This window comes from Gordonia sp. PvP123, from assembly GCF_040547295.1.
Taxonomy (GTDB): Bacteria; Actinomycetota; Actinomycetes; order Mycobacteriales; family Mycobacteriaceae; genus Gordonia; species Gordonia terrae.
Genome location: NZ_JBEPPN010000003.1, coordinates 55,527 through 70,981, shown reverse-complemented (window position 1 = coordinate 70,981; position 15,455 = coordinate 55,527). Strand labels below are relative to the sequence as shown.

General features: G+C 67.7%; 11 protein-coding genes. 5 read left to right on the top strand and 6 right to left on the bottom strand.

The features are described from left to right. Positions 1-15 precede the first annotated feature (15 nt). The 4 genes from ABIC25_RS05830 to allB all read right to left on the bottom strand — a co-directional run bounded on the left by ABIC25_RS05830 (position 16) and on the right by allB (position 6,525). Complete coding sequence (locus ABIC25_RS05830) at positions 16-1,686, bottom strand: DNA repair helicase XPB (protein ID WP_331711032.1); 1,671 nt, start codon at positions 1,684-1,686, stop codon at positions 16-18. 76 nt (positions 1,687-1,762) lie between these two features. Next, on the bottom strand, positions 1,763-2,692 hold the full coding sequence (locus tag ABIC25_RS05825) for an oxygenase MpaB family protein (protein ID WP_064571303.1): 930 nt from the start codon (positions 2,690-2,692) through the stop codon (positions 1,763-1,765). 56 nt (positions 2,693-2,748) lie between these two features. Then, entirely contained in the window at positions 2,749-5,097 is a 2,349-nt protein-coding gene (locus ABIC25_RS05820; RefSeq protein ID WP_354560401.1) for a helicase-associated domain-containing protein, read from the bottom strand. Positions 5,098-5,151: 54 nt separating this feature from the next. After that, positions 5,152-6,525, bottom strand: coding sequence for an allantoinase AllB (gene allB / locus ABIC25_RS05815; protein ID WP_004020244.1), 1,374 nt, complete (start codon positions 6,523-6,525; stop codon positions 5,152-5,154). A gap of 248 nt (positions 6,526-6,773) precedes the next feature. Here allB and ABIC25_RS05810 point away from each other — a divergent pair, with 248 nt between their 5' ends. Both ABIC25_RS05810 and ABIC25_RS05805 read left to right on the top strand, forming a co-directional pair. Further along, positions 6,774-8,285, top strand: coding sequence for an NCS1 family nucleobase:cation symporter-1 (locus ABIC25_RS05810; protein WP_354560399.1), 1,512 nt, complete (start codon positions 6,774-6,776; stop codon positions 8,283-8,285). A gap of 16 nt (positions 8,286-8,301) precedes the next feature. Continuing rightward, positions 8,302-9,024 carry an aspartate/glutamate racemase family protein gene (locus ABIC25_RS05805; RefSeq protein WP_354560398.1) on the top strand — a complete coding sequence of 241 codons (723 nt, stop codon included), beginning with the start codon at positions 8,302-8,304 and terminating at the stop codon, positions 9,022-9,024. Here the strand turns inward: ABIC25_RS05805 and ABIC25_RS05800 are convergent. Further along, positions 8,999-10,315 carry an APC family permease gene (locus tag ABIC25_RS05800; protein WP_354560396.1) on the bottom strand — a complete coding sequence of 439 codons (1,317 nt, stop codon included), beginning with the start codon at positions 10,313-10,315 and terminating at the stop codon, positions 8,999-9,001. The two genes, ABIC25_RS05805 and ABIC25_RS05800, sit on opposite strands and share 26 nt — an antisense overlap. A gap of 309 nt (positions 10,316-10,624) precedes the next feature. Beyond that, on the bottom strand, positions 10,625-11,248 hold the full coding sequence (locus ABIC25_RS05795; protein WP_239402801.1) for a TetR/AcrR family transcriptional regulator: 624 nt from the start codon (positions 11,246-11,248) through the stop codon (positions 10,625-10,627). Positions 11,249-11,381: 133 nt separating this feature from the next. On the opposite strand from ABIC25_RS05795, the gene ABIC25_RS05790 reads away from it, so the two are divergent. The 3 genes from ABIC25_RS05790 to ABIC25_RS05780 are packed head-to-tail and all read left to right on the top strand — an operon-like array spanning position 11,382 to position 15,438. Beyond that, a complete protein-coding gene (locus ABIC25_RS05790; RefSeq protein WP_354560394.1) occupies positions 11,382-12,527 on the top strand; it encodes a saccharopine dehydrogenase family protein in 1,146 nt (381 codons plus the stop codon). Then, a complete protein-coding gene (locus ABIC25_RS05785; protein ID WP_354560393.1) occupies positions 12,524-14,086 on the top strand; it encodes a class I adenylate-forming enzyme family protein in 1,563 nt (520 codons plus the stop codon). The genes ABIC25_RS05790 and ABIC25_RS05785 overlap by 4 nt, the downstream gene beginning before the upstream one ends. Further along, positions 14,083-15,438 (top strand): NAD-dependent succinate-semialdehyde dehydrogenase, encoded by a 1,356-nt coding sequence (locus tag ABIC25_RS05780; RefSeq protein WP_354560391.1) that lies wholly within the window; start codon positions 14,083-14,085, stop codon positions 15,436-15,438. Before ABIC25_RS05785 ends, ABIC25_RS05780 begins: the two co-directional genes overlap by 4 nt. Positions 15,439-15,455 lie beyond the last annotated feature (17 nt).

Sequence of the window (15,455 nt, the reverse complement as noted above, 5' to 3'; positions counted from 1 at the left end):
AGGGACCGGAGGGGCTCAGTCCGCGGAGGTGGAGTCACCGATCGTCGGGCCGAGAAGGTCGTCGGCGTCGGTGATGCGGTAGGCGTAACCCTGCTCGGCCAGGAACCGCTGGCGGTGCGCCGCGTAGTCGGCGTCGAGGGTGTCGCGGGACACCACCGAGTAGAAGTGTGCTTGCCCGCCATCACGTTTCGGGCGTAGCAGCCGGCCGAGGCGCTGCGCCTCCTCCTGGCGGGAACCGAACGTTCCCGACACCTGAACCGCGACCGAGGCCTCGGGGAGGTCGATGGAGAAGTTCGCCACCTTCGACACCACGAGGGTCTGCAGCTCGCCGGAACGGAACCGGTCGAACAGCACCTCGCGCTCCTTGTTCTTCGTCGAGCCCTGGATCACCGGGGAGTCGAGTTCGCGACCGAGTTCCTCGAGCTGATCGATGTAGGCGCCGATGATCAGGGTCTGCTGACCGCGGTGCTTGTCGAGGATCGCCTTGACCACGTTGACCTTGGTGTGCGCCGTCGAGCAGAGCTTGTACTTCTCCTCCGGCTCGGCGACCGCGTACTGCAGACGTTCCTCGTCGGTCAGGGTCACCCGGACCTCGACGCAGTCGGCCGGGGCGATCCACCCCTGGGCCTCGATGTCCTTCCAGGGCGCGTCGTACCGCTTGGGGCCGATGAGGCTGAAGACGTCACCCTCGCGGCCGTCCTCGCGGACCAGGGTGGCGGTCAGGCCGAGGCGACGACGCGACTGCAGGTCGGCGGTCATCCGGAAGACGGGGGCGGGGAGGAGGTGGACCTCGTCGTAGATGATCAGACCCCAGTCGCGCGAATCGAACAGGTCGAGATTGCGGTACTCGCCCTTCGACTTCCGGGTCATCACCTGATACGTCGCGATGGTGACGGGGCGGATCTCCTTGCGCTCACCCGAGTACTCGCCGATCTCTTCCTCGGTGAGGGAGGTGCGCGCGATGAGTTCGCGTTTCCACTGACGACCGGCGACCGTGTTGGTCACCAGGATCAGCGTCGTCGCGCCCGCCTTGGCCATCGCCGCCGCGCCGACCATCGTCTTGCCCGCACCGCAGGGGAGGACCACCACGCCCGAGCCGCCGGCCCAGAACGAGTCGGCCGCCATCTCCTGATAGTCGCGCAGCTGCCAGTCGTCCTGGGCGAGCTCGATGGCGTGCGCCTCACCGTCGACGTACCCGGCGAGGTCCTCGGCCGGCCAGCCGACCTTCAACAGAACCTGCTTGAGTCGGCCGCGCTCGGACGGATGCACGATGACGGTGTCGTCGTCGATGCGGGCGCCCAGCATCGGCGCGACCTTTTTGTTGCGCATCACCTCGATGAGGACGGCCTGGTCGAGGCTGACGAGGGTGAGGCCGTGTGCCGGATGCTTCACCAGCTGCAGTCGGCCGAACCGTCCCATCGTGTCCACGACGTCCATCAGCAGCGGCTGGGGCACCGCGTAGCGCGAGTACGTCACGAGCGCGTCGACGACCTGTTCGGCATCGTGACCTGCGGCTCGGGCGTTCCACAACGCGAGCGGGGTGACGCGGTAGGTGTGGACGTGCTCGGGGGCACGTTCGAGTTCGGCGAAGGGTGCGATCGCCGCGCGCGCCGCCGCGGCGTCGGGGTGATCCACCTCGAGCAGCAGTGTCTTGTCGGATTGCACGATCAGGGGTCCATCGGTCACCCGCTCCATTGTCCAGAAAGCACCGACGATTGTCAGCGTCGGGCCTGCTCTGGAACGCGTGAGACCCCCGTCGGCCTCAGAAGACGGGGATGCCGAGCTTGCGTCGGACCCGCAGATCCACCAGGTTGAGCCGAAAGATCCCGCGCAGCACGGGTGCCACCAGAGGGTCCACGAGTCGGAAGCCGGCGAGCGCCCGCTGGTACCGGCGCTCGTCGCGGTCGGACCACCGCCACCGCATCATCTCGCGGAACTCCGGCGGTAGCCCGGCTTTGATCGCGTAGGCGAGTGAGGGGCCGATCGTGATGTGCGCGAGGGTTCCCAGCGCCCCGACCCGGTACTCCAGGAACGACAGGTCGGCGAGGCTGCGGAGTTCCTCACGGACCGGGTCGTCGATGCGCAGCGCGGTCAGCTCGGTGTTCCAGTAGACGAGCAGATCGTCGTAGGTCTTCGGCCATCTGTCCCGCGGCACGTTGAGCGCGGTTCCCAACGGGTGCGACTCGGTGAGCACCATCTGCTTCTCCTCGGCGCTCAGGGGGCCGTAGAGCAGTTCGTACTGGTCGATGAAGTACTTGAGCAGGCACACCGCGACCCACAGCTGTAAGCGTGAGTCGTTGGCGCTGTAGCGGACGGGACTCGTCGCGGTCGAGTACACCTGGTCGTGGATGTGGCCGACGGCGTCGTGGATGTAGGCCTTGTCGGCGTCGGTGCCCATGAGTGCGACGGCGAGGAACGTCCCCGTCGTGCGGCCTCGTTTGATGGGCCGCTTGATCGCGTTGCCCGACGGCACGCGGCTCTCGTGTACGCCGTAACCGACCTTCGGGTTGGCGAGCTGCATGATCACGTTCGCGCCGGCGAGGGAAGGCCCGATAGCGGTGACGAGGTCGGCCGGTCGTGTCACCCGGGGGCGCTTGCGCGAGGGTTTCATCCGGGTGACGAGGTCGTGCTGATAGGTGTCAGCGACGCCACCGGGGGGTTCTCCTGCGGGGATCTCGCGAGCCGCGGTCATACCCGAGGGTACCAAGGATGAGACGGAAATCACTCCGATGTCTCTGTCTCCAGGGCTCAGGCGTCGAGCAGTTCCACGCTGGTGAGTCGATGGAGCGAGAAGCGCTGCTCGTCGTCGCTGCCCTCCTCGACGGCCACGAGTTGACCCGCGCCGAGGATCTTCGGCGTCACCACGTGCCGGCTCGCCGAGCCCTGGGCGTCGACATACCCCACACGCAGCCTGCGGTTGGCACGCAGGGCGAGCTGGATGAGCGCGGTCGCGGATTCGCCCCCGCCGGTGGCCCGGACCGGGGTCGTCGTGGCCGCGCCGCGAACCGGGGTGGCGGCCGCCGCCCGGTCGGTCGAGCGGATTCGCGTGACCACCGACCGTAGTTGGTCCTCGGACGGCGCATTGCGGCGCGGCTGGCTCTGTCGCCGCGCCCGCGACACCGTGACCCGACTGCCCCGCTCGCGCAGATCGACCAGGGCGCCCGACGAATCCTCACCCGCCGGAGCGAATCCCGCCGCTCGCAACTGGTCGATGACGTCGCGCACCTCTGATGGCGACACCGCGACCGTCGGCGCCAACGCGCGCAACGCGAGTGGCTCGGCAGCCGCGCTGCGCAGCACGGCGGCCAGCACCGTCGGGTCCTCACATCGGATGAACGCCGACGCCACGCCCACCCGCAACTGGCCGTGTCTGCGGGCCACGTCCTCGATGAGATACGTGAGGGATTGCGGCACCGGGGTTCTCGAATGCGTCGTGAACATCGACAACAGCTCGTTGCTGCTGCGGCCCGCGTCCAATGCCCGGCGCACGCTCTCCGGCGAGACCCGATACACCGAGGCCGCGCCGCCCGACTCCAGATCGGCGACGAGTTCGACCTGTTCCGCGAGTTCCGAGGTCATCGGGCCGGGGACGGTCAGCGTCAGATCGGCCTGCGTCAGGAAGTGATCCACCGGTTCGGGCAACGCCTTGCGCATCGCGGCGAGCACCGCCGCGTCGACATCGGCGGGGTCGGTGGCCGGTGATTCCTCGACGGTGTACGCGCGGCCGACGGTGGTCAGGGCGTCGTGCGCGACGAGACCCAACTCCCGTGCCTCACGGAGTGTTTCGGCGACGACGCGGCGACTGAAACGTCGGATCTGGCGGGGACGGTGCCAGTGCAGGTTCGCGAGGACCGTGTCGGCGGGTACCCCGACCGCGGTGCCGGCGTCGGCGAGCGTGGACAGGATGAGCTGACGTTGCACGGGAGCGTACGCATCGTGCAGGTCGGCGGCCAGGGTGGCCAACGCGTTGCCGTCCCGGTCGGGTTCGCCGACCTGCCAGGCCCGGCGCGGCATGTGCAGCCAGGCATCTGCCAGCGCGAGCCACTGACGTTCCCGCGGTTGGTGCAGCCAGGTGTCGGCGGTGGAGGTGGGTGCGAAGGACTGCTCGCCGGAATCGTTGGGCGGCGCGGGTTCCGGGAAGCCGGCGTCGATGAGCCGGAGGTAGGCGGCGAGCTCGATCAGGAACGCGACCCGTTGAGTCTCGAGGCCGGTCAGCTTCGCCAGGCGCCGCAGTTCGCGCACGCCGAGCGCGCCCGAGCGGAGCACCGCCGCCGGGGTCGCCCCGAGGACCGTGATCAGCTGGGTGAGATGACGGATGAGTTCGAGTGCCTCACCCCCTGCGGCGGCGTCGACCGCCTTGGCCCCGAAACGGGGTTTGGCGCCGGACTCGTGTAACGGCGGTGGCGTGAGAACATCTGTGTGCCAAGGCGGTTCGTCGCGAAGCACGGCGCCGACCATCGGTGGGAGCTCGACGGTCTGACTGTCGACGCGGGCGAGCAGGCCCGACGAGATGAGGCGCGCGACCGGGGACTCCGGATCGGCGTCGGGTGCCGCATCGCGGCTGCGGCCCAAGGCCGGTCCGCGTGCCAGCGTCTGCAGCAGACCGAGAGGGCGTTCGTCGAGACCGGCGATCATCGCCGCGATCTCCTCCCCGGACCGTCCGACGAGAGGTCCGGTGAGATGCCGCGCCTTCCATGGCATCGCGGATTCGAGGTGCTCGCCGGCGCACAGGGAGGAGTCATCGCCCCACAGCACCGCGCGTCGACGGAGGAGATCGATCCGGGCACGTACGGAGTCGGCATCGGCCCGTCCGGACAAGGCCTTGGCCACCGTCGTGACCGACGGTCGCTTCTTCTTGTCCGGACTACGGCTGTGGCGCGCGCTGACCACCTCGAGCACCGCGACGGCGAGGATGTCGAGATCCTCGCCCGCCAGGGACAGCGACGCCGCCGACAACGCCCGCTGAGCGAGCACTCGGGTACCCGACGGTGTCGGTGAGGCGAGATCGGGGCGTTCGACGAGGAGCTCGGTCAGTGCGTCGTCGGAACGCGCGGCCAACTCATCGGCCAGGCCGGTGTGCTGGTCATCCGAACTCATTCGATCGAGCTTACCGGGGGCCTTCGACGGGGCTCAGGCAGCAGGGACGAGGAATCAGACGTCGCCGCGGCGGAGCATGCGGCCCCGGGCGGTCTCGAAGTCCACCCGCTGTCCGCGAACCCAGGTGCCCGTCACCACACCGGCAAGCGCACGACCGTCGTACGGGCTCACCGGGTTCTTGTGGTGTAGCCGGTTGACGTCGACGATCTGCGCGGACTCCGGCTCGAAGATGGCGAAGTCGGCGTCGCAACCGAGGGCGATGCGGCCCTTGGTCGGCAGGCCGGCGAGGTCGGCGGGCTTCGACGCCATCCACTCGATGACCTGCGGGAGGTCGATGCCGCGCTTCTTGGCCTCGGACCAGATGAGCGAGAGCCCGAGCTGCAGCGAGGCGACGCCGCCCCACGCGACCCCGAAGTCCCCGTTCTCGGGGTCCTTGAGGTCGACGGTCGACGGCGAGTGGTCGGAGACGATGCAGTCGATCGTGCCGGCCAGCAGTCCCTCCCACAGCAACTCACGGTTGCCGGCCTCCCGGATCGGCGGGCAGCACTTGAAGGCGGTCGCACCGTTGGGCACCTCCTCGGCCAGCAGGGTGAGGTAGTGCGGGCAGGTCTCGACGGTGATCTTCACGCCGTCGCGCTTCGCGCTTGCCAGCATCGGCAGGGCGTCCGACGACGACAGGTGGAGCACGTGGGCGCGGACCCCGGTCCAGCGTGCGCGCTCGATCACCTCGGCGATGGCCAGGTTCTCGGCCCCGCGCGGCCGCGAGGCGAGGAAACGTCCGTACTCGTCACCTTCGGGTGACGGAGCCTTGTCGATGGCGCGGGAGTCCTCGGCGTGCACGATCATCAGCGAGTCGAACTCGGCCAGCTTGGCCATGTCGGCTTCCATCTCGTCGGCCGTCAGGTGCGGGAACTCGTCCACTCCCGAGTGCAGCAGGAAGCACTTGAAGCCGAAGACGCCGGCGTCGTGCAGTCCCCGCAGGTCGTCCTCGTTGCCGGGGATGGCGCCGCCCCAGAAACCGACGTCGATGTGCGTCTTGCCCTGCGCCGCAGCGCGCTTCTCGGCCAGTGCGTCGACGTTCACGGTGGGCGGAATCGAGTTCAGCGGCATGTCGATGAGCGTGGTGACGCCACCGGCGGCGGCCGCGCGGGTGGCCGAGTCGAAGCCCTCCCATTCGGTGCGGCCGGGCTCGTTGACGTGTACGTGGGTGTCCACCAGTCCGGGGATCATCACCTGGTCGTCGGCGAGTTCGATGACCTCGGCGCCCACGAGTCCGCTCCCGAGCGGTTCGATGGCGACGACCCGACCGTCGCGGATGCCGATCTCACGCGCGACGATGCCCGCCGTCGTCAGCGTCTGTTCGCCACGCACGACCAGGTCGAACGGGGTGTCGGAGACGGGGGCCTGGTCACCGGATTCTGAGGTCATGGGGCGGGACTCCTTGGTGGTCGCCGTGTCCTGGGTCGATCCAGAGACTAGCTCACACTATTCCTCATCATGGAATCCCGTGCTGTTATTTCGGAACGTAACTCGCGAGTAGCGCAGGGTCGTGCTATTGACAACGACCCTGAGCGTGGGGCTAACTGTCACGAACGCGGAAATCCGATTCCACATCACGGAACTCCCGCAAGTGTAGGAGCGCGGTCATCGCCGACCGTCCGACCGAAAGTGCAGAGATGAGCACTGAGCAGCACACAGTTCCCGTCGGTGAGGATGTCTCCGGTACCACCGGCGTCGTCCCGGATGGGCTGAGTCCGAAGCTCTACAACGACGACCTCGCGCCCACGAGCCGTGTCGGTCGACGCTGGAGCAGCTACAACATCTTCACGTTGTGGGCCAACGACGTCCACAGCCTGGGCAACTACGCCTTCGCCATCGGACTCTTCGCGCTCGGACTCGGCGGCTGGCAGATCCTGACCGCGCTGGTGCTGGGCGGCGTCTTCCTCTTCCTGCTGCTGAACCTCTCCGGGTTCATGGGGGAGAAGACCGGTGTGCCGTTCCCGGTGATGAGCCGCATCTCGTTCGGTATCCGTGGCGCGCAGATCCCCGCCCTCATCCGTGGCGGAGTGGCGATCGCGTGGTTCGGCATCCAGACCTACCTCGCCTCCGTCGTCCTGCGGATCATGCTGGTGGCCCTGTTCCCCGGCGCGGCCGATCTGGACACCAACCGCTTCCTCGGGCTGTCGACCCTGGGCTGGATCGCCTTCGTGTCCCTATGGGTGATCCAGGTGATCATCGTCAGCTACGGCATGGAGATGATCCGCCGCTACGAGGCGTTCGCCGGTCCGGTCATCCTGATCACGATGGTGTCCCTCGCCATCTGGATGCTCAGCAACGCCGACTGGACGATCGCGTGGTCGACGCCCGATTCGTTGACCGGCGTGGACATGTGGCTCCAGATCATCGGTGGCGCCAGCCTCTGGGTCGCGATCTACGGCACCTTCGTCCTCAACTTCTGCGACTTCACCCGAAACGCCGAATCGCGAAAAGCCATCGTGGGCGGCAACTTCTGGGGCATCCCGCTCAACATGCTGCTCTTCGGCGGCATCGTGGTCGTCCTCGCCGGCGCGCAGTTCCGGATCAACGGCACGGTCATCGAATCGCCGGCGGACATCGTCCAGACGGTGCCCAACACCTTCCTGCTGGTGCTGGCCTGCCTCGCGCTGCTCATTCTCACCGTCGCGGTGAACCTCATGGCCAACTTCGTCGCGCCGATCTATGCGCTGTCGAACCTCTTTCCGCGGCATCTCGACTTCCGGCGCGCAGCGCTGGTCACCGCGGTCATCGGGCTGGTGATCCTGCCGTGGAACCTCTACAACTCACCCGCGGTGATCAACTACTTCCTGGGCGGGCTCGGTGCACTTCTCGGACCGCTGTTCGGCATCGTGATGGCCGACTACTGGCTCGTCCGGCGTGCTCGGATCGATGTACCCGCGCTGTTCAGCGAGGCTCCCGACGCCGCCTACCACTACCGCGGCGGGGTGAACATGCGGGCCGTCGCCGCGCTGATCCCGACCGCCGCGATCGCCCTGGTGATGGCGTTCGTCCCGGCCTTCGAAGTGATCTCGGAATTCTCCTGGTTCATCGGCGCCGGTCTCGGGGCGGTGGTCTACCTGGTGGTCGCCGACCGTCGCGGGCCGTTCGCCGAGGTCTCGGGCGAGCCGATCTCCGTCGCCAGCACCCACTGATCAGGAAGAAGATCTGATGCGCATCCTCGTCGCCAACGTGAACACCACCGAGTCGATGACCGAGGCCATTGCCGATTCGGCTCGATCGGTGGCCTCACCGGGCACCGAGATCGTCGGCATCACACCGCGATTCGGCGCCGACTCGTGCGAGGGCAACTTCGAGTCCTACCTCGCCGCCATCGCGGTGATGGACGCGATCCTCGCCTACCCGGAGCCGTACGACGCGGTGATCCAGGCCGGGTACGGCGAGCATGGCCGCGAGGGACTGCAGGAACTTCTGGAGGTCCCCGTCGTCGACATCACCGAGGCCGCGGCGTCGACGGCGATGTATCTGGGACACCGCTTCTCGGTCGTGACGACGCTGGATCGGACCGTCCCACTCATCGAGGACCGGCTCAAGCTCGCCGGCCTCGATCAGCGCTGCGCATCGGTTCGGGCCTCGGGACTCGGTGTGCTCGAACTGGAGTCGGACCCGGAGCGTGCGGTCAAGGCGATCGTCGAACAGTCGACGCGCGCCGTGGCCGACGATCACGCCGAGGTGATCTGCCTCGGCTGCGGCGGGATGGCCGAGCTCGAGGAGCAGGTCCGCGAAGCGACCGGCGTCCCGATCGTCGACGGCGTGCGTTCAGCCGTCACGATCGCCGAAGGTCTTGTCCGGATGGGACTCTCGACGTCGAAGGTGAGGACCTACGCCCCGCCACGAGAGAAGAAGATCACCGGCTGGCCGTTCCGGATCTGACGGGGCGAATGGGCCGACCCACGCCCGGCCCGGCCGTGCCGGCTGCGATGCGTGTACGGAGGACGACGGCCCACCAGAGGAAGCCCAGCACCAGCAGGACCGCAAGCGGTACGACGTTGGGCCGGAATTCCGGCAGGAGGACCAGCGCGCCCATCACGACCGAGAAGCAGAGCAACCCGACGATGTGGACGGGGCGCCGGAAGCGTCCGAGGTCGAAGAAGCCGGGTTCGGACGACGGGAACGTTCCGCGACGATCGGCGACCATCATCCCGGCCGTGGTCAAGATGTACACGCCGACGTACCCGATCGTCGCCATGCCCAGGATGTAGGAGAACGCTTTCTCGCTGAACAAGGCGGTGACCAGGAAGAACCCTGACACAGCTGCCGATCCCCACACCGCGGTCGTCGGAATCCTGTGCTTGGCCGAGACGGCGCCGAGCGCCCGCGAGCAGGGAACCATGTTGTCGCGGGCCATCGCGTACAGCAGTCGGGTGGCGACGAGCATGTTCGCGAGCACGCACACCAGGATGTTGGTCAGCGCGATTGCGACGACGAAGTTCGCGAACTGTGGCGACACCTGGGCGGAGATGATCTCCAGGATGGGCGCCGAGGATTCGGAGGTCGCCCCGATGTCGGCGGTTGCCAGCAAGAACGTGATGTACATGAAGAACTCGATCGCCGCGGCCGTCCTGAGTGCGAGGAACATCGTCCGGGGGATGACGCGCCGCGCCGACTTGGTCTCCTCGGCGATGTCGGCGGGCGCCTCCACACCGAGCAATCCGAACATGACGCCGAGACTGGACACCATCCATGCGAAGACGAACGTCGCGTCAACGGTGTTCCCATGTGAGGCAAAATAACTCAGAGGTTGCCCGGACTCCTTGACCAGGACCACGTAGATCAGGACGAAAGCGGTGATCCCGACGGTCAGGAAGATCTCGAGCATCACCCCGATGTTGTTGACCGCGGTCGCGAGCCTGATGCCGTAGACGTTGATCAACACGCAGAGCAGCAACACGCCTGCCGTCACCCCGAGTAGCTGCGGTGTGGAGGCGTCCCACCCGACGAGGCCGGCGAAGTAGGTCGCGAACGTGAACGCGACGCCGGTGAACCCGGAGATGAACCCGATCAACGCGATGAACCCGGTGAACCATCCCAGGTTCGGGTGAACCAGGCGACTCGTCCATTGATACGCGTAGCCCGCGAGCGGCAGTTTCACCGCCAGATCGGCGGCGATCATCGCCCACAGTGCGAAGACCACAACGACGACGGGCAGGGTCCAGACGAACATCGGGCCGACCGTGTCGATGCCGAAACCGAATCCGGCGTAGACGGCAGTGGTGGCGCGATCAGCGCGAATCCCACACAGAAACTCGCGAACGGGGTGACGGAACGATCGAGTTTCTGTGCGTACCCGAAACGTTCGAGATCGAGGTCCTCATCGGAGGTCATCAGTTGTGTCCCATCTGAACACCGGCGGGGCCGGGTGGGGTGCGGAATCGACGGACTCAAGCAGGGGAAACGAATATTCGTTCGCTCGAGTGCGGCAACGCTAACCCCGGGCGGAGACGAGTGTCAATGACTTGGTGCGATCTCCGCGCTAGTCGGCGAGCATCCGGCGTGCCAGGCGCCAGTGCAGCTCCGCGACGTCATCGGGAGTCAGCGCGCTGTCGGCGTCGTACCAGATGGCGACGCGGTCACACATGGCGAGGATCGCCATCGTCACGATGTCCACCTCTGGCGCAGGCAGTTTGGGCGCGTACGCCGCCACTCGTCGACCCAGTAACTCCAGATAGTCACGCTGCTGTTCGAGCAGTCGGTCGTAGTCCTCGTGCGAGACGAAATCGCCGGCTGACGCCGTGTCGAGGAGCATGTCCGCAACGCGGGCGAGATGCACGTTCTCGATCTGATAGAGAACATGCCGGCGGACGGTGTCGCGAAGTTCTTCTTCCGGTGTGCCGTCGCCGACGGCGGCCGCGTTCTCGGTGAAGTCGGCCAGTACCCGCGAGACGGCCTCGGTGAGGATCTCCTCCTTGGAGCGGAAGTGGCTGTAGAGGCCCGGCGCCTTGATGCCCGCGGCCTCGGCGACCTCGCGCACGGTGCATGCACCGAATCCGCGTGTGGCCACGATCGTGACGGCCGCCGCCAGAATCCGTTCGCGCCCGATGTTCTGGTCGAAGACGCGGTCGAGACTGGTGGGTTCCGCACCTCTGGTCGACGGCATGGTCGCAACAGTACCGCGATGTCCGAACGTGTCCGACAATCACCGACCGACCTGGGGCGTTGACCGATGGCCCTTCAGCGGCTAGCTTAACGAATATTCGTTCGCACGCTCGTGGAGGCTGGAAATGGTGTCAGTGGCAATCGTTGGGGTCGGTCAGATGGGTGGCGCAGCCCTGCGAATTCTGTTGGAGGAGTTGCCGGACGCGCGCTTCGTGGCCATGGACCGGGCGCCGGAGGCGCTCGCGCGCGCCGAAGCACTCGATCCCCGGCGCGTCAGCGGCCGGGTTGTCGACGTCTCAACCGAGGAGGTCGATCTCGCCGGGGTCGACCTCGTCCTCAACATGTCCGGCCCGTTTTTCGCCGGATCGGGAAGCCTGGCCCAGGACGCCCTCCGGTCCGGCACCACCTATATCGACATCGGTGACGATCTTGAGGCCACCGACAGCATCCTCGCTCTCGATGCGGCCGCGAAGTCGGCCGGTGTCGCGCTGATCACCGGCGCGGGTTGGTCTCCCGGCGTGACGAACTGGTGCGCCGCCCGGCTGCTGGACGAGCACCCGGATGCAGACGGTGTCCAGGTGGTGTGGGCGACGCACGAACGCAACCCCGGCGGGCTCGCGCCGCTGCGGCACATGCTGCACATGGCGGTCAGCCCCTGCCCGGTGTGGTCCGACGGCCGGTGGGTCGAGTCGCCGGGGTTCGTCCCGGCCACCGCGGCCGAGTTCGACTTCCCGGAACCGTTGGGCCGCATCGAGGCCTACGACACCGCTCACCCGGAACCCCGCACTCTTGCCCGTACCTACCCGCGCCTGCGGAACGCGAGCTGCAAGGGATCTCTGCGGCCGGCATGGGCCAACGCTGCGTTCTCCACCCTCGGCCGCATCGGCTTCGGATACCACGACCTCGCGATCGACGTCGCGGGGCACGACGTCGAACCCGCGGAGTTCTTGTGGAAGATGATGTGGGCCAGGCACTCCGCCGGGTCGCGTCGGGATGAGGGCGTGGCCCTGACCGCGTTGCTGGTGCAGGTGCTCGGCGGTTCAGACGCCGAAGTCCTCGGCTCGCTGGCAGTCGTCGACGACGCGCCGATGTCCCGCGGCACGGGTCTGGGCGCCGCCGTCGCCGCCGTCGCCGCGCTGCGCGAACCCCCGCCCGCCGGCGCGTGGGGACCCGAGGTGCTCCCGTGGCAGTTCGCGCTCGGCGAGTACGAGCGGGTCGGTCTCGAGCTGGGTGGTTTCGGCCCGGGTATCCAGTCGTCGATCGTCTCGGTGCCGGAATGACCGCCCGGTCGAACCGGCCGACCCTGTCGCGTGCCGTCTCCGCCTGGGCCGAGGACCGCCCGACCGCCATCGCCGTGGAGTCAGCGGGCGACTCCGTCACCTGGTCCGAACTCGATGCCGCGCTGACCCGATTCGCAGGTGAATTGCGTTCCCGCGGTGTGGGTGTCGGGGACCGGGTCGCCCTGCTGGGAGAGAACAGCCTGGAATGGGTCGTGGCGTTCCTCGCCTGCGAACGCGCACAAGCCGTCGTCGTGCCGATGAACACCCGGCTCGCGCAGGCGCAGATCGCGCAGCAGGTCCGTGTGGTGGATGTCGCGCTCGTGCTGGTCGATACCGATTCGGACATCCCGCCGCTCGAGGGGGTGGCATGCGTCGAACTCGGCGCGCTCATCGCCTCCGTCCGCGCCGGCGGACCAGCTGATGCGCCGGTGATCGACACGAGCGACCTCCCGGACGACCCGCACGATGGGGTTGCCGATGATGCCCCCGCGCTCATCAGCTTCACCTCCGGGACCACCGGAACCCCGAAAGGCGCGACGGTCTCACGATCGTCCCTGGCCGCGTACGGACAGGGGTTCGCGCAGTACTTCGGCACCCGTCCGGACGACAGCACACTCGTCATCGTCCCCATCTTCCACAACACCGGATTCGCCGATCAGCTCGCGCACATGATCGCCGCGGGAGCCACCACGAGGCTGCTGCGGCGGTATCGCACCGACGCCGCCGTCGCCGAACTCGTCGCTCGGCCGGTCACTTTCCTCGCCGCAGTGCCCAGCATGTTGCGCATGCTGATGCTCCACCACGACGCCGATGCGGTCTTCGCGGGTGTGCGCACCGTCATGTACGGCGGCAGCGCCATCCCGGAGGCGTGGGTGCGCGAAATGCACCGGCGATGGCCGCACGTCCGGCTCGCACATGCCTACGGACTGAGCGAGTTCACCTCGGTGTGTACCGTCCTCCCGAGCGAACTCGCCTCGACCGCAGCCGAATCCGCGGGCAGGCCGCTGCCCGGCGTCCGGATGCGGGTCGTCGACGACGGTCGCGATGTCCCACCGGGCGATACGGGTGAGGTCTGGGTGTCGGGACCGACTCGCATGCTCGGCTACTGGAACCAACCCGAGTTGACCGCGCAGAAGTTCGCCGGGCCGTGGTTGCGGACCGGGGACGTCGGACACATCGACCCCGACGGCCTCCTCTGGCTGCATGGTCGGGTCGACGACGTGATCAACCGCGGCGGCGAGAAGATCATGCCTGCCTTCGTCGAGTCGCACCTCGCCGGGCACGACGGCATCGCGGCCGCGTGTGTCTTCGGCTACCCGGACGAGATCCTGCGCGAGCGCATCGCCGCGGCTGTCGAACTCCGCGACGGGGTCGTGTTCGACGCCGACGCCATGCGGTCTCACCTACGGCAATCGTTACCCGACTACGCCGTTCCCGATCGCTGGATCGTGCGCGACACCCTCCCGCTGAACGCGTCCGGGAAGGTCGACCGCAGGACCCTACGAGCGGAACTGACCCGAGAACCCACTCTGCCGACATCGAGGAGCATCCGATCATGACCGACCCGACGTACGCGGTCACCGACCCCGCGACCGGCGAGACGCTGCGGACCTATCCGGCCGCAACCGATCAACAGATGGACGCCGCCCTCGGCGCGGCATGGCAGGCCCACCGGGAGTGGTCGAGAAGGTCGACCGTGGCACAGCGCGCCGAACTCATCCGCGAGGTCGCGTCGCTGCACACGCGACGCCGCGACGAACTGGCCGAGATCATTCATCGGGAAATGGGTAAACCGCTCGAGGAGTGCGTCGGCGAGATCGATTTCAGCGCTGCGATCTACGAGTACTACGCCGATCACGCGGAACGCCTCCTGGCCGACCAGCCGATCGAACTCCTCGACGGAGACGGCAGCGCGCTCGTCCGACGCGAGTCCATCGGAGTCCTGCTGGGGGTGATGCCGTGGAACTTCCCCAATTACCAGGTCGCTCGCTTCGCCGGTCCGAACCTCGTTCTCGGCAACACGATCGTCCTCAAGCACGCGCCTCAGTGTCCGGAGTCGGCGGCCGCGATCGAACGGATCTTCGCCGACGCCGGGCTGCCTGCCGGCGCATACGTCAACGTCTACGCCACACACGAGCAGATCGCCGATGCCATCGCCGATCCGCGGGTCCGGGGAGTGTCGTTCACCGGGTCCGAGCGGGCGGGCGCTCAGATCGCCGAGACAGCTGGCCGGCATCTGAAGAAAGTGGTGCTGGAGATGGGCGGGTCGGACCCGTTCATCGTGCTGTCCACCGACGATCTCGACGCCACGGTCGATGCCGCCGTCCAGGCCCGTCTGGACAACACCGGCCAGGCGTGCAACGGCGCCAAGCGGATGATCGTCGTCGACGATCTGTACGAGGAGTTCCTCGCCGCGTTCACGGAGCGACTGCTCGCCCACACCGACGGAGTGGCCCCGCTGTCATCGGTCGCCGCGGCCGAACGGCTCGAGCAACAGGTTGCCGGCGCCGTCGCCGACGGGGCGACCCTGGTCCGCACCGGCACCCGATCAGGGGCGTTCTTTCCGCCCGCCGTCCTGACCGGCGTGGCCCCCGAGTCGGCGTCCGCGGCACAGGAACTGTTCGGCCCGGTCGCGACCGTGTACCGGGTGGGATCGGAGGACGAGGCGGTCGACCTCGCGAACGCGACGCCCTACGGGCTCGGCTCCTACGTGTTCACCTCCGACCCGATCCAGGCGATGCGTGTCGCCGACCGGCTGGAGGCCGGGATGGTCTTCGTCAACGGCGTCGGCATCGAGGGCGTCGAGCTGCCGTTCGGCGGCGTCAAACGCTCGGGCTTCGGCCGCGAACTCGGCAACCTCGGGATAGAGGAGTTCGCCAACAAGAAACTCATCCGTATCGCCGGCTCCTGAAGTGCCACAGAGCATTC

Bases quoted from the DNA above. Each gene is read 5' to 3' on its own strand.
- ABIC25_RS05825 (WP_064571303.1), bottom strand. From the start codon at position 2,692: ATGACCGCGGCTCGCGAGATCCCCGCAGGAGAACCCCCCGGTGGCGTC.
- ABIC25_RS05820 (WP_354560401.1), bottom strand. From the start codon at position 5,097: ATGAGTTCGGATGACCAGCACACCGGCCTGGCCGATGAGTTGGCCGCG.
- allB (WP_004020244.1), bottom strand. From the start codon at position 6,525: ATGACCTCAGAATCCGGTGACCAGGCCCCCGTCTCCGACACCCCGTTC.
- ABIC25_RS05810 (WP_354560399.1), top strand. From the start codon at position 6,774: ATGAGCACTGAGCAGCACACAGTTCCCGTCGGTGAGGATGTCTCCGGT.
- ABIC25_RS05805 (WP_354560398.1), top strand. From the start codon at position 8,302: ATGCGCATCCTCGTCGCCAACGTGAACACCACCGAGTCGATGACCGAG.
- ABIC25_RS05800 (WP_354560396.1), bottom strand. From the start codon at position 10,315: ATGTTCGTCTGGACCCTGCCCGTCGTCGTTGTGGTCTTCGCACTGTGG.
- ABIC25_RS05795 (WP_239402801.1), bottom strand. From the start codon at position 11,248: ATGCCGTCGACCAGAGGTGCGGAACCCACCAGTCTCGACCGCGTCTTC.
- ABIC25_RS05785 (WP_354560393.1), top strand. From the start codon at position 12,524: ATGACCGCCCGGTCGAACCGGCCGACCCTGTCGCGTGCCGTCTCCGCC.
- ABIC25_RS05780 (WP_354560391.1), top strand. From the start codon at position 14,083: ATGACCGACCCGACGTACGCGGTCACCGACCCCGCGACCGGCGAGACG.